This is a genomic window from Fodinibius sp. GM108, assembly GCF_058386985.1.
In genome coordinates this window covers 37,287-50,383 of record NZ_JBYEIR010000010.1, presented here as the reverse complement: position 1 = coordinate 50,383, position 13,097 = coordinate 37,287, and the positions used below count along the sequence as shown (strand labels likewise).

13 protein-coding genes and 1 tRNA gene are annotated in these 13,097 nt (G+C 44.8%); 10 read left to right on the top strand and 4 right to left on the bottom strand.

Annotation, left to right across the window (positions count from 1 at the left end; all coding sequences use genetic code 11):
• Nucleotides 1-29: 29 nt before the first annotated feature.
• Both murI and ACT3ID_RS16510 read left to right on the top strand, forming a co-directional pair.
• Nucleotides 30-851 (top strand): glutamate racemase, encoded by an 822-nt coding sequence (murI, locus tag ACT3ID_RS16515; RefSeq protein ID WP_491543163.1) that lies wholly within the window; start codon nucleotides 30-32, stop codon nucleotides 849-851.
• A gap of 2 nt (nucleotides 852-853) precedes the next feature.
• Nucleotides 854-2,083, top strand: a complete 1,230-nt coding sequence (locus ACT3ID_RS16510) for a BaiN/RdsA family NAD(P)/FAD-dependent oxidoreductase (protein ID WP_491543162.1) — start codon at nucleotides 854-856, stop codon at nucleotides 2,081-2,083.
• A gap of 380 nt (nucleotides 2,084-2,463) precedes the next feature.
• Here ACT3ID_RS16510 and ACT3ID_RS16505 read toward each other — a convergent pair whose 3' ends face one another.
• Nucleotides 2,464-2,661 carry a hypothetical protein gene (locus tag ACT3ID_RS16505; RefSeq protein ID WP_491543161.1) on the bottom strand — a complete coding sequence of 66 codons (198 nt, stop codon included), beginning with the start codon at nucleotides 2,659-2,661 and terminating at the stop codon, nucleotides 2,464-2,466.
• A gap of 6 nt (nucleotides 2,662-2,667) precedes the next feature.
• Nucleotides 2,668-3,468 carry a TrmH family RNA methyltransferase gene (locus ACT3ID_RS16500; protein ID WP_491543160.1) on the bottom strand — a complete coding sequence of 267 codons (801 nt, stop codon included), beginning with the start codon at nucleotides 3,466-3,468 and terminating at the stop codon, nucleotides 2,668-2,670.
• 121 nt (nucleotides 3,469-3,589) lie between these two features.
• Between ACT3ID_RS16500 and amaB the strand changes: the two genes are divergently transcribed.
• Nucleotides 3,590-5,116, top strand: coding sequence for an L-piperidine-6-carboxylate dehydrogenase (gene amaB, locus ACT3ID_RS16495; protein WP_491543159.1), 1,527 nt, complete (start codon nucleotides 3,590-3,592; stop codon nucleotides 5,114-5,116).
• 120 nt (nucleotides 5,117-5,236) lie between these two features.
• Here amaB and ACT3ID_RS16490 read toward each other — a convergent pair whose 3' ends face one another.
• The gene (locus ACT3ID_RS16490; RefSeq protein WP_491543158.1) at nucleotides 5,237-6,187 is read right to left on the bottom strand and encodes a DUF3078 domain-containing protein; all 951 of its coding nucleotides are present in this window, start codon (nucleotides 6,185-6,187) and stop codon (nucleotides 5,237-5,239) included.
• 74 nt (nucleotides 6,188-6,261) lie between these two features.
• Nucleotides 6,262-6,774, bottom strand: a complete 513-nt coding sequence (locus ACT3ID_RS16485) for a phosphoribosyltransferase family protein (protein WP_491543157.1) — start codon at nucleotides 6,772-6,774, stop codon at nucleotides 6,262-6,264.
• Between the two features lie 127 nt (nucleotides 6,775-6,901).
• On the opposite strand from ACT3ID_RS16485, the gene ACT3ID_RS16480 reads away from it, so the two are divergent.
• The 7 genes from ACT3ID_RS16480 to ACT3ID_RS16450 all read left to right on the top strand — a co-directional run bounded on the left by ACT3ID_RS16480 (nucleotide 6,902) and on the right by ACT3ID_RS16450 (nucleotide 13,065).
• Nucleotides 6,902-7,198: a hypothetical protein gene (locus tag ACT3ID_RS16480; RefSeq protein ID WP_491543156.1), complete on the top strand. Its 297-nt coding sequence runs from the start codon at nucleotides 6,902-6,904 to the stop codon at nucleotides 7,196-7,198.
• Nucleotides 7,191-8,381 carry a DUF2851 family protein gene (locus ACT3ID_RS16475; protein WP_491543155.1) on the top strand — a complete coding sequence of 397 codons (1,191 nt, stop codon included), beginning with the start codon at nucleotides 7,191-7,193 and terminating at the stop codon, nucleotides 8,379-8,381. The genes ACT3ID_RS16480 and ACT3ID_RS16475 overlap by 8 nt, the downstream gene beginning before the upstream one ends.
• A 52-nt stretch (nucleotides 8,382-8,433) precedes the next feature.
• A tRNA-Gln gene (locus tag ACT3ID_RS16470) sits at nucleotides 8,434-8,504 on the top strand.
• A gap of 78 nt (nucleotides 8,505-8,582) precedes the next feature.
• Nucleotides 8,583-9,515: a ribose-phosphate diphosphokinase gene (locus tag ACT3ID_RS16465; protein ID WP_491543154.1), complete on the top strand. Its 933-nt coding sequence runs from the start codon at nucleotides 8,583-8,585 to the stop codon at nucleotides 9,513-9,515.
• A gap of 17 nt (nucleotides 9,516-9,532) precedes the next feature.
• Nucleotides 9,533-10,243, top strand: coding sequence for a 50S ribosomal protein L25 (locus ACT3ID_RS16460; protein ID WP_491543153.1), 711 nt, complete (start codon nucleotides 9,533-9,535; stop codon nucleotides 10,241-10,243).
• Between the two features lie 33 nt (nucleotides 10,244-10,276).
• Nucleotides 10,277-10,834 (top strand): aminoacyl-tRNA hydrolase, encoded by a 558-nt coding sequence (gene pth / locus ACT3ID_RS16455; RefSeq protein ID WP_491543152.1) that lies wholly within the window; start codon nucleotides 10,277-10,279, stop codon nucleotides 10,832-10,834.
• A gap of 38 nt (nucleotides 10,835-10,872) precedes the next feature.
• The gene (locus ACT3ID_RS16450) at nucleotides 10,873-13,065 is read left to right on the top strand and encodes a sodium-translocating pyrophosphatase (RefSeq protein ID WP_491543151.1); all 2,193 of its coding nucleotides are present in this window, start codon (nucleotides 10,873-10,875) and stop codon (nucleotides 13,063-13,065) included.
• The last annotated feature ends 32 nt before the right edge of the window (nucleotides 13,066-13,097 follow it).

Below are 13,097 nucleotides of genomic sequence, written 5' to 3'. Positions count from 1 at the left end.
ATTTATAACTCTGTATTTGTTGAATTCAGATGAGCACCGCACCTATTGGAATTTTCGACTCCGGCTATGGCGGGCTGACAGTTATGAAAAAAATTGTGCGCGAACTGCCCGAGTATGACTACCTTTACCTCGGCGACAACGCCCGCTCCCCCTACGGAAGTCGATCCTTCGATACCATTTATCAGTATACTCTGGAATGCGTCACGTATCTTTTCGGCCTAAACTGTCACCTGATAATTTTGGCCTGTAACACCGCCTCGGCCAAAGCACTTCGTAATATTCAGCAGAAAAATCTTCCCGAGATCGATCCCGAACGCAGGGTATTAGGCGTTATCCGCCCTACGGCAGAAATCATCGGCAAGTATTCAAAATCAGGACATGTAGGAATTCTGGGGACAAGCGGTACCGTCAATTCTAAATCGTACGTGATGGAAATCCAAAAGCACTTTCCACAGCTGCAAATTTTTCAAGAAGCGTGCCCCATGTGGGTTCCGCTGGTTGAAAATCAGGAATACAGCAGCCCGGGCGCTGAATATTTTGTGAAGCAACATATTGATGGTATCCTCTCACAATCGGAGAAAATTGATACGCTGTTGCTAGCCTGCACCCACTACCCGCTACTTTCCGATAAAATAAAGCAGTTCGTAGGAGGTGATATCGCAATATTGAGCCAGGGAGAGATAGTCGCCGAAAGTCTAGCCGATTATCTGAAAAGGCACCCCGAAATAGCCGAGAAATGCTCAACCGGCGGAACCCGGCGCTTCCTTACGACTGACTCAGCAGAAGATTTCGACGCCCATGCCAAGGTGTTTTGGAACGAGCCGATCACTTCAGAGTCTATTCACCTGTAAATATGATGACAGCATCTAAAAAAATGGCAGTAATCGGCGGCGGCGCAGCGGGATTTTTTGCAGCTGTTAATGCAGCCCGTATCCATCCACAACTGGATATCACTGTTTTTGAGAAAAGCCGGGAAGTAATGTCTAAAGTACGTATTTCCGGCGGCGGTCGCTGCAATGTCACGCACTACTGTTTTGATCCGGAAGTATTGGCTAAAGCATATCCACGAGGTTCGCGGGAGCTTCGCTGGGCGTTCGAGCAGTTTCAATCTGAAGATACCGTAGCATGGTTCGAAGACCGCGGAATCGAACTAAAAACTGAATCGGACGGACGCATGTTTCCCGTAACGGATGATTCGGCTACTATTATTAACTGCCTTAAGCAGGAAGCAGACAAGTACGATGTGACAGTTCGAATGCGAACACGTGTTGAGGCTGTTACGCCCACAGAAAAAGGTAAGTATGAACTCTCAGTCCGCGGCGAAGAGCCGGAGATATTTGATGTAGCCGTTATCGCAACTGGCGGTTCAAACCGGCGAAGCAGGTATGAGTGGCTGGAAGAGCTGGGGCACTCCATCGTTGAACCTGTTCCTTCACTGTTCACTTTCAATTTTAAAGATACTATTTTTGAAGACTTGGCTGGTATTTCAGTCGAGCAGTGTTCGGTCGCTATAAAAGGTACCTCCTATCATCATACAGGACCTATTCTTATCACGCACTGGGGATTAAGCGGTCCGGCGGTACTCAAAACTTCGGCGTGGGCCGCCCGCCATCTTTATGATGAGGACTATCAGTTCGCTATCCAGGTGAATTGGCTGCATCCGCAAAAGAGCCATGAAGTTCGTGAAACATTGAAGCAGATCAGGCAGGATAATGCGCGCAAAACTGCCCGGAAACAGGCAACATTTGAGATCCCCAACAGACTCTGGGAGCGCTTTCTGGAATTGGCAGACATATCAACTGACAAGCGCTGGGCGGAACTTTCCAATCAGGAGATTCATGAGCTGGCGCAACAGCTCACCAACGCCACGTATGAAATCCGCGGAAAGACGACCTATAAAGAGGAGTTCGTAACCAGCGGTGGTATTCCGCTGAATGAAGTGAATATGGGAACGATGGAAAGCCAAAAATGCTCAAATCTTTATTTTGCTGGCGAAGTGTTAAATATTGACGGGATTACCGGCGGCTATAATTTTCAGTCGGCGTGGACAACCGGCTGGATTGCGGCACAAAACATACGGTAGCCACAGTTATGCTTACTGTTCATTTTTTGTGACCAAAAAATGAACCAAAAAAGTCTCGGGGGAATCGTAGATTTTGTCCTTTTTGAAACAGGGAATCGGGGACAGCTATTCAGCACTAGTCATTATACTAACATCATTTTTCCCGCGATTCGCCCCGAACCCCCGATATTTTTAAACCGTTAAGTTACCCTTCTGCCCTGCCTTTCCAAACGCCTCAACCGCTAAGACCGAGACCAGGGGTTCGCTGCCCTTTTCTATTAGATAACAGTTCCTTTTGCGGTTATAGCAATTCCGGCATTAGAAAAGTTGGCCGCTAGGATTGATCAGAATCGGAACGTATAAAAATCATTTCTGTCTGAGGACGGACGAGATAAATGATTTTAGCGGAGATGATTATCAATCAGGCCAAGTTTTCGCAGACGGCCTCGTGAAATCCTCCGATTTATCGGAGAGCCACAATGTGGCATTCCATGGGGCCGGCGATGTTTTTTGGGTTCCAGTGGTTTTCTGGTCCCGCCATCTGCACGTTGATTTTGCGGCTCATCCACCAGATGCCCCCAGCCATCGGGTGGAAACATTGTTACTCATCTTGCAGTTTTTCCCGAAAAATCATAGAGCGCTATCGAAGTGGCCACGGCCGCATTCAGGCTTTCAACGCCTGTATTTTTCACCGGAGATGAAATGCGTACTTTTTGTCGGTCATTGTTTACGAGCCTGGTATTGACACCATGTGCCTCATTGCCCGCTACGAGCACCACTTTTTCTGTGGATGAGATATCTGCCAGCGGTATCGAATCAGCCCCGGCATCCAACAAAAACACAGACCATCCATTCGCTTCCAGTTGAGGGAAAATATCCGACAGTTCTCCATTCATGTGTGGCAGAACACCAGTAGCACCGGCCGTTCCCCTGACTACCTTGGGATGAAAAAGATCAACAGTGCCCTTGCCGGAGATGATTCCGCTTGCCCCGAACCACGCGGCCGTTCGAATGACGGTGCCTAAATTCCCCGGATCCTGAATGGCATCAAGTGCAATAACAATTCCACCGGATTCATTTAATTCCTCGACCGTGGTTTCGCCGGGAATTTGGCACATCCCCAATACCCCTTGCGGATTGTCAGTATCCGATACTTCGGCAAATATATCCTCCGGTAAAGTATGAGCATCCATCAGGTTGCTATACGATTTCCACGGCTGTTGCTGCCAGTACTGCTGCGCTTCATCAAAAAAAAGACACTCAACTGTAATAACATCATTCTGCAGCACTTGCTCCACTGCACGTTCTCCCTCTATTAAAAAAAGCTGCTCTTTCTGGCGATATTTTTTGCGATTAAGTTTGCGCAAAAGCGTAACCTGCCGGTTGGATGCCGATGATAAATTCATCTGTTACTATCTTTAATTACAATATCTCTATTCTTACTTTTCCACTTAATAAGTACTGCGAATACTCATCAACAATACTTATTTTACCTCTCAAATTTAAAGAAACAACAAACCAATTTTTATGGATTTTCTGAAGAAGCTGGGAATTGAAGGAACAAATCTTGGCACAAGCACAGGACAACAATCTCTTGGGACAAAAGACAGTGAAACTATGTCGAGCCATACGCCTGTTGACGGGTCGCCTATTGCGGACGCGACGATTACTACGCGCGAAGAGTATGACAAAGTAGTTGAAACAGCGCAAGAAGCGTTTAAAGAATGGCGGATGGTGCCCGCTCCCAAACGCGGTGAAATCGTTCGTCAAATAGGACTTGAACTGCGCAAACATAAAGAAGACCTCGGGCGCCTGGTGACATATGAGATGGGCAAAATATATGAAGAGGGTCTGGGCGAAGTACAGGAGATGATCGACATCTGCGATTTTGCCGTAGGTCAATCACGAATGCTGTACGGTAAAACAATGCAGTCCGAGCGTCCACAACACCGGATGTATGAGCAATGGCATCCGCTCGGAATCACCGGGATTATTTCGGCTTTTAATTTTCCTGTTGCCGTTTACAGCTGGAATGCCATGATTGCTGCCATCTGCGGCAATGTGATGATCTGGAAGGGGTCGGAAAAGACGCCTCTCTGTGGCATTGCAGTCCAAAATATTATTGCAAAAGTACTGAAACGAAATGATTTGCCGGAAGGGATATTTAATTTAATCACCGGTGGACGCGAGGTAGGCGAATGGATGACCGAAGACGAGCGTATCCCCCTTATCTCTGCAACAGGTTCTATCCGGATGGGTAAAGAAGTTGCCAAAACAGTGGGAGCACGTCTGGGTAAAACGATTCTTGAGCTCGGGGGAAACAATGCTATTATTGTGACTGAAAATGCGGATCTTGAAATGGCCGCTCGGGCCACTGTTTTCGGAGCTGCAGGCACATGCGGACAGCGATGTACTTCCACGCGCCGACTGATTGTTCATGAAGAAGTTTTTGATGAGCTTAAAAATCGGCTGATCGAAATTTACGAGAAAATAAACATTGGCAATCCGCTTGATGAGGATACGCTCGTAGGTCCTCTTGTTGATGAACAAGCCACCGAAAGCATGCAACAGGCACTCCAAGAAGTTGAAGACGCCGGCGGAGAAGTTATTTATGGCGGAGAAACACTGGACATGAAAAAGCTGGATGGCGGCGAATATGTACGTCCGGCTATTGCTGTCGCCGAAAATGAGTACGATATCGTGCAAGAAGAAACCTTTGCTCCGATTCTCTATCTCATAAAATACAGCGATCTTGATGAGGCCATCGGCAAGCATAATGGGGTTAAGCAGGGTCTTAGCTCAGCTATGTTTACGCTGAATGTACGTGAAGCTGAAACATTCTTAAGCGCCCGCGGATCGGACTGCGGTATCGCCAATATTAATGTAGGTACCAGTGGTGCCGAGATCGGCGGAGCATTCGGAGGTGAAAAGGAAACCGGCGGCGGCCGTGAATCAGGATCCGACGCGTGGAAAGCATATATGCGTCGACAAACCAATACGATCAACTGGAGTGATGAAATGCCGCTGGCCCAGGGTATTGAGTTTGATGTCTAGGCTTTAGAAAGTTTCTGAAGTACAGTTTCAGAAGAAATAAAAATAAACCTACCCTTAAAACGAAAAGCCCCATTTCGGGGCTTTTCATTTTCAATATTGGAACGTCTTCAGATCCAGCTATTAGAGAATATTATAAGACAGGCCAGCAGAAAGAACCTGTTTAATCTGTACTTCACGGGAGTAATCACTGTCATATATTATGACAAACTGGAACGACATATTCATCACATCATTAATCTTTCCAATAATTTCATTTGAAAAGTTTACATCTGTATTGTCGACATGTCTCTGCAGATTGGTAAAAGTTTCAACGGAACTTCGCAATCTAACGTTGGAAAAAAGAGTCTTATCGAAATTCATGGCCAGTGAATAACCTGGCTCAAACCGAAATTTTTCGCCCGCTTCCAGTCCGTATCTTTCAGATAAGGTGGTATCGGAAACAATGGTCTGCTTTGCAGCCAAACCCGCTTCTGCAGAAAAATAATCCGCCGGAGAATATGCAATACCGGAAATTTGAGTAAAATAAGCCGGGGCAAAAAACTTGGAAATCAGTTCTGGTGGATCCGCTCCATAATTGAAACCTTTATCAAACTGTGTACTAAAGTTGATATTCGCAAAAAAGCTCCAATGCTCATCATTGAACAGGTAACTAAATTTGTTGTTAACTGCTATCCGGTCGTCGGTCTTACGAGTACCTTCATCTTCTAACCGCGCCTTACCATACTTTAAATTGGTGGCAAATGCATAGGCAAAGCGATTCTTGCGGTATTTTGCATCAAAGATAGTAGACGCGGTAACACTTATCGTATTTACCCCACCCTGACTCCAATTATCATAAGAAGCTTGTGCACCGTTTAATCCGGTGCTCCAATTCACTGCCCAACCCTTCAGGGTATCCGACACAATCACTTTTCGATTTATCCGTGACATATCACGGATAGAAATGTCGCTTTCATTTTCGATAAGCCGACTTATTTCAATAGCCTCTTCTTTTTCTTGAGCAGATACCTGGGAAAATGTGAGGAAAAGAAGTGCAAAAATAATCAGCGGGTAATAGCCCTTTAAATCCATTGGATATGTGTAATATTCGCCGTTAGTTCTCGTGCCTTAAAATATTACATATATAACTAATAATAAATGATTTATTACTTGAAGAGTATCACTTTTTTTACATCACCATCCTCCACATTTACAGATACATGCTCTTTATGCTTAGTTGGTAAATCTATTCCACAAAACTCTGCTTGTATGGGAAATTTTCTGTGTCCGCGGTCAACGAGTACAGCCGTATGAATTTCTGCAGTATCCAGATGGTCAGTTATCTTTTTCAAGGCTTTAAACATCGTTTTTCCGGAAAAAATGACATCATCAACCACTACAAAAAAGGTCTCTTTTACTGATCTATCGTTTAACGTTTCAAAAATTTGATCAGAGTTTTCTTTTTCCAGATGAAGCTGAATAGATTGAACTTTATTTTCGATCATCGGCTTTAAGATATCAGCCAGATCACCACTCAAAGCATACCCGCGTTCATTTATACCAAACAAAATTATTGGATAATTAGCGTTATTCTGTTCAATTATCTCATGCGCCATACGCCTGAGAGAGCGGTCAATGCGCTCGGCATCCATCAACACCAAGTCATCGTTAGAATCCATATTAGAATAAATTTATTATCATTTTAAAAATCTGTCGAATAATTTATAATAAGAAAAGGGTTTGTACATTAATACCATGTATTACAGACATGCAAAAATAAATCATTCATTTAAATGAGGGAAATTTATGAGACGGAAATCAAATATAACATCTATTGTTCTAGCTACTGGTTCATTTATCGGCGGCATTGCTGTTGGGTTTCTACTTTCGCCCCGCTCGGGAGCTCAAAATCGCTCATGGCTTGCTGATAATTCAACAGAACTAAAAAAATGGATCGAAAAACACGGGAAAACTGCAAGCGATAAAAGCAGAAAGGAACTTCAAGAATTCCGAAAAAATGTACGGCAGGGCATCCACCAAAATGTACCCGATCTATATGAGGCTACAGAAGATATAAATCTAAGCGAAACGGGAAGTGAGTAGCGGCCACTCCTCATATCACGAAGCATTACTACACTGGATCTGGGAAAACAGGCATTTTGATCTTCAACAGCTACAAACAACGGATGGCGAATCACTGCAGATATATCATCCCGGTCAGCTTAACAAATCCGATGGGCCTGATTTTTCGGGAGCTGAAATCATGATTGGAGAGCTTCGCTGGTACGGAGATGTAGAAATTCATTGGAATCATTATGATTGGCAGAGCCATGGCCATCATACAGATCCTAATTATAACAATGTAGTACTGCATGTAGTTTTTCGGAACACCGATAAGAAAAGCAAGCGTCAGGATCAGACATCTGTTCCTACCTTTTGTCTATCCAATTATTTATCAGAACCACTGCATGCTTTTCTTGATCGATATCAAAATAAACCTGAGCTACCCTGTGCCGGTCAGCTCTCTTTTATATCTGAAGAAGCTTTTACCAGGCAGTTGAAAAAAGCTCACAAAGAATATTTCGAACAAAAAGTTAATGATCTCCTGGAATTCTATGACCCATCACTGCCTCCTTCCCGAGCCTGGATCAAGATGTTTTCTGTTGCTTTATGTAATGGGTTGGGGATTTCGCACAACCGAGAACCCATGCAGTTTTTAGCTATAGAATTACTTGATTTGATCTCCTCTTTTTCTGACCGCTATGAATTTCGTGTTCGGGCTCTTCAAATATCCGGGCTCAACAAAGAAAAAGAATATGATCACTCAAAGTTTAACTGGAACCATAAAGGGTGCAGACCCGGTAATCATCCGCGGCTTCGTATCCAACAAGGTGCTGAAGCGCTTTGGCATATTTATCACCTGCCATTCGAACAATGGCTGACGAAAAATCCCCGAAGTTTGTGGGAAAATTTACTGGATGCCATATCCACAACACCTTCGGTTGGAAAAGAACGTTCTTCAATACTATTCGGTACCGTTTTTCTGCCAGCATTGTATTCACTAGGTAACTTGTTCTTCGCTGACAAACTCAAAAGCAAAAGTTGGCATTTATGGGCCAAGCACCGCGCTCATATACCCAAATCATTGCTTAAATGTCTTAAAGATACTGATCTCCCCTCCTCGGCTTATGCCCAAAAATTGGGCACCATTTACCAACTAAGATCGTATTGTCGTCCCCGTAACTGCCAGAACTGTAAAGTCTTTAAAAGTGCAATTTCTTCTTGATTCACAACCAGTAAATTCATATCATCTGCATCTGTTAAAAAAGGTATGACATTGCCCGGTCGTCTAACGGCAGGACAGCGGTTTTTGGTGCCGTCAGTGGAGGTTCGAATCCTCCCCGGGCAACACATAATAATGACACTGAAAGGATGACTGCAAAGCCATCCTTTTCTTTTATTTTTAAATCCCTGAAAACCTGCTTCGTTGGATACCCCTTTAGCCATATTTGCCGGTCGCAGCAACCTTGCCCTTTCCCGGGCTATTGCTGAAAAATACGGAACAACGCTGGGGGAAATCACTATTAAGCCATTTTCAGATGGCGAACTGTATGTTAAATACGAGCAGAGTATTCGCGGTGAGGATATTTTTGTCGTTCAGTCGACCCCACCGCCGGGAAATAACATCATGGAACTTTTGCTCATGCTGGATGCTGCCAAGCGCGCATCCGCAAAGCGGGTAACAGCTGTTATTCCCTATTTTGGTTACGCACGGCAAGATCGTAAAGATCAACCGCGCGTTTCTATTGCATCCAAACTGATGGCCAATTTATTGACCGAAGCTGGTGCAGACCGTATTTTGACAATGGATCTGCACGCAGCCCAAATTCAGGGATTTTTCGATATACCGCTGGATCATTTGTATGCCAGCCGGCTGTTCATAGATCATTTTAGTGAACATCCGATTGACAACCTGGTTGTCGTTGCTCCCGATGTGGGCAGTCTTAAGATGGCAAGAGCATATGCCAAACGCCTGGGAGCGCGGCTTGCTTTTATTGATAAAAGGAGGCCGAAACAAAATGTAGCCGAGGTAATGAATATTGTCGGTGAAGTTGAAGATAAAAATGTGCTGATTGTTGATGATCTTATTGACACAGCCGGCACGTTAACCAATGCTGCTTCCGCACTAAAAGATCGCGGAGCATTAAACATTATAGCAACATGTACGCATCCAATATTATCGGGACCTGCGTACCAACGAATTGAAGATTCACCTATTGATCAACTGTTGGTAACTGACACGATACCGCTGCGCAAACCTTCAAGCAAAATTAAGGTTTTGAGTGTGGCGGGTATTTTTGCAGAAGCGATTCAGCGTATCCACACAAACGATACAATAAGTGCACTTTTTGACGATTAAAATTAGTTTTTAGGATTATGATTACTCCAGAAGTTGTAGAATTAGAAGGAAAGGAAAGAGAAACAGGTCGCAAAGCCGCCGATGCACTGCGTGATGCGATGAGGGTTCCGGGTGTCATGTACGGACCGGAAATTGATGAAAATATCCACTTTTCGGTTGATGAACTTGAGCTTGAGAAGATCTTGGCCGAAAGTAAGCGCCAGATCCTTGCACTCAATATAAATGGCGAAACACACAAGACCCTTCTTAAAGATATAGAATTTCATCCCATCACAGATCGGCCTGTGCATGTGGATTTTTATGCTCTGGCTGAAGACCAAAAGGTAACTCTTAGCGTCCCCATCAAGCTTGAAGGTACACCAGTGGGAGTTACCGAAGGGGGTGGACGTATTTTCCAACCTATGCATATCCTTCGCATCCGTGTTACACCTGATAGAATTCCGGGTGCTTATACCATTGATGTAAGTGAGTTGAAGATTGGTGATTCACTGCACGTTCGTGATCTCGATCTTGAGGGAATTATTCCGCTGGACGATCTCAGTCGAACACTCGTAACAATTCGTCCGCCGAAATCCGAAGCTCTGCTTACTTCTTCCCTCATTACCGAAGAGCCTACCGAAGAAGAACTTCCCGAAGACGAAGAAGCTCTTGAAGAAGGCGAACTCGAGGAAGGAGAAGAGCCAGAAGAAGGAGAAGAACCGGAAGAAGGAGAAGAAACTACCGAATAACAGTTTGACTAATAAAACCAGCATACCTGCTTTATGCCTTTACTGATAGGGCTAGGAAATCCCGGGAGTAAGTATGCTGGTACACGTCATAATATCGGTTTTGAATTTATCGATAAGCTGGCAAATGTAATGTCAGTACGATTAGGGCCTGGAAAAGGCCCTTTTCATGTGGGTAAAGGAAATATTTCGGGACAATCAGTTTACCTGGTTAAACCCACAACATATATGAATAACAGCGGGGATGCTGTTCGCCAGGCAATAAATTGGTATAAAGAAGATGTTGGCAATTGCCTGGTATGTTATGACGATCTGGATTTAGATATTGGCACCATTCGCCTGCGGCCCGGTGGAAGTGCAGGCGGCCATAACGGGATAAAGGATATCATACAGAAATTGGGTACAAACGCTTTTCCACGCTTACGAATCGGGATTGGAAATGACTTTCCAAAGGGACAACAAGTGCAACATGTATTATCCCCTTTTACTGAAGAGGAGCGTAAGATTATCGAATCTACTTTAGACAAAGCCGTTGATGCCTGTACCTGTTTTCTCAGGGAAGGTATCGAACAGGCTATGAATGAGTATAATTAACTCCACTATTAAACATTGACTAACAAACCAAAGCTGACATGAATACCTTAATAACCTACTTAATACCGGTTAGTGGTATACTTGCGCTACTGTATACCGTTTATAAATCGTCTTGGGTTAACAAACAAGACACCGGCACCAAAAAAATGTCAACCATTAGCTCTCATATTCAACGGGGAGCCATGGCATTTTTAAAAGCCGAATATAAAGTACTGTCCATATTTGTTGTGGCTGTAGCTATTATTCTGGCATGGAGTGCCGACCCTCAACTTTCAAGCTGGATGGTGTCCATATCATTCATCCTTGGAGCTTTTTGCTCAGGACTGGCCGGCTTTATCGGAATGCGCGTTGCTACCAAAGCTAATGTCCGAACAACAAACGCTGCCAGAACCAGCCTTGGAAAAGGCTTAAACATTGCTTTTGCCGGCGGATCTGTTATGGGACTCGGCGTTGTAGGTTTGGGCGTATTAGGACTAAGCGTTCTGTTTATCTTTTTTGGAGGTCATTTTGGTCTCGAGACGGCTGAAAACGTTAAGAAAGTATTAGCAATCGTTACCGGATTTTCATTCGGTGCCTCATCTATTGCACTGTTTGCACGTGTAGGCGGCGGAATTTATACCAAAGCAGCCGATGTCGGCGCCGACCTGGTTGGTAAAGTAGAAGCAGGTATTCCCGAAGATCACCCGTTAAATCCCGCTACTATTGCAGACAATGTAGGTGACAATGTTGGGGATGTTGCAGGTATGGGAGCCGACCTCTTTGAATCGTATGTAGGATCTATAATCGGCGCCATGGTATTGGGTGCCGCATTTATCGGACTTGACGGATTTGCCGCAGGTAATGAATTTGGCGGACTTAATGCCGTACTTCTGCCCCTCGTACTGGCAGGCATAGGCATTGTAACCTCCATTCTTGGCACATTCTTCGTACGTGTCAAAGAAGGCGGGGATCCCCAAAAAGCACTCAATATTGGGGAATTTACCTCAGCAGCTGTAATGTTGATTGCATCGTACCTGGTCATTCACTGGATGCTTCCTGAAAGCTGGACGTTCAACGGTATTGAATATACCCCGAGCGGAGTATTCTGGGCTACGATCTTTGGTCTTGCAGCCGGACTGCTCATCGGACTTATCACCGAGTATTATACCGGAGTAGGAACAAAACCGGTAACCAATATCGTAGAACAATCTTCCACCGGTGCTGCTACCAATATTATTGCCGGTGTGGGTGTTGGTATGATTTCAACTGCGATACCAATCGTTATTATTGCTGCCTCAATTATTGGCGCCTATTATCTGGCCGGCCTCTACGGAATTGCCATTGCCGCAGTAGGTATGCTTTCAAATACAGGTATCCAACTGGCTGTTGATGCCTACGGACCAATTTCTGACAACGCCGGTGGAATTGCCGAAATGTCTGAACTGCCTGGTGAAGTTCGGGAACGAACAGACAAGCTGGATGCCGTTGGAAACACTACGGCCGCTATCGGAAAAGGATTCGCTATTGGTTCTGCTGCCTTGACAGCTCTGGCACTTTTTGCCGCGTTTATAACTTCTTATGAAGCCGTAAATCCGGGAGCAAGCGTATCGATTAGCGTTACCAATCCATATGTAATGGCTTCGCTGTTCATTGGTGCAATGCTGCCCTTCCTGTTCTCGGCACTTTCGATGAACGCAGTAGGACGTGCGGCAATGTCGATGATTGAAGAAGTACGCCGACAGTTCAACAACATTCCGGAGCTACGCGCCGGGCTAGACGCCATGAATCGAAATGAAGGTGTAAAACTCGAGAACTGGTCGGAAGAGGATCAGAAAACATTTGAAACAGCTATTGGGAAAGCAGAATACGAAGAGTGTGTGGCTATTTCGACGACAGCTTCTCTCCGGGAAATGATTGCCCCGGGCGTATTGGCTGTAGTTGTACCGGTTGCTTTCGGATTCTGGGGCGGCGCTGAAATGCTCGGTGGTTTGCTCGCGGGCGTTACCGCTGCGGGTGTGTTAATGGCGCTTTTCCAGTCTAATGCCGGCGGTGCCTGGGATAATGCGAAAAAGATGATTGAGGAAGGTTTTGAGTATAACGGAAAAATGCTTGGAAAAGGGTCCGAAGCTCACAAAGCCTCTGTTGTTGGAGATACGGTAGGAGATCCTTTTAAAGATACTTCCGGACCTTCACTTAACATTCTCATTAAGCTGATGTCTGTTGTAGCACTCGTTATCGCTACAATGATTTAAAAGCTGAGCTACATAATTTTAAAATTTAAAGC

Coding starts and splice junctions, on each gene's coding strand:
- ACT3ID_RS16485 (WP_491543157.1), bottom strand. CDS start 6,774: ATGGATTCTAACGATGACTTGGTGTTGATGGATGCCGAGCGCATTGAC.
- ACT3ID_RS16490 (WP_491543158.1), bottom strand. CDS start 6,187: ATGGATTTAAAGGGCTATTACCCGCTGATTATTTTTGCACTTCTTTTC.
- ACT3ID_RS16450 (WP_491543151.1), top strand. CDS start 10,873: ATGAATACCTTAATAACCTACTTAATACCGGTTAGTGGTATACTTGCG.
- ACT3ID_RS16500 (WP_491543160.1), bottom strand. CDS start 3,468: ATGAATTTATCATCGGCATCCAACCGGCAGGTTACGCTTTTGCGCAAA.
- pth (WP_491543152.1), top strand. CDS start 10,277: ATGCCTTTACTGATAGGGCTAGGAAATCCCGGGAGTAAGTATGCTGGT.
- ACT3ID_RS16505 (WP_491543161.1), bottom strand. CDS start 2,661: ATGTTTCCACCCGATGGCTGGGGGCATCTGGTGGATGAGCCGCAAAAT.
- ACT3ID_RS16510 (WP_491543162.1), top strand. CDS start 854: ATGATGACAGCATCTAAAAAAATGGCAGTAATCGGCGGCGGCGCAGCG.
- ACT3ID_RS16480 (WP_491543156.1), top strand. CDS start 6,902: ATGAGACGGAAATCAAATATAACATCTATTGTTCTAGCTACTGGTTCA.
- murI (WP_491543163.1), top strand. CDS start 30: ATGAGCACCGCACCTATTGGAATTTTCGACTCCGGCTATGGCGGGCTG.
- amaB (WP_491543159.1), top strand. CDS start 3,590: ATGGATTTTCTGAAGAAGCTGGGAATTGAAGGAACAAATCTTGGCACA.
- ACT3ID_RS16460 (WP_491543153.1), top strand. CDS start 9,533: ATGATTACTCCAGAAGTTGTAGAATTAGAAGGAAAGGAAAGAGAAACA.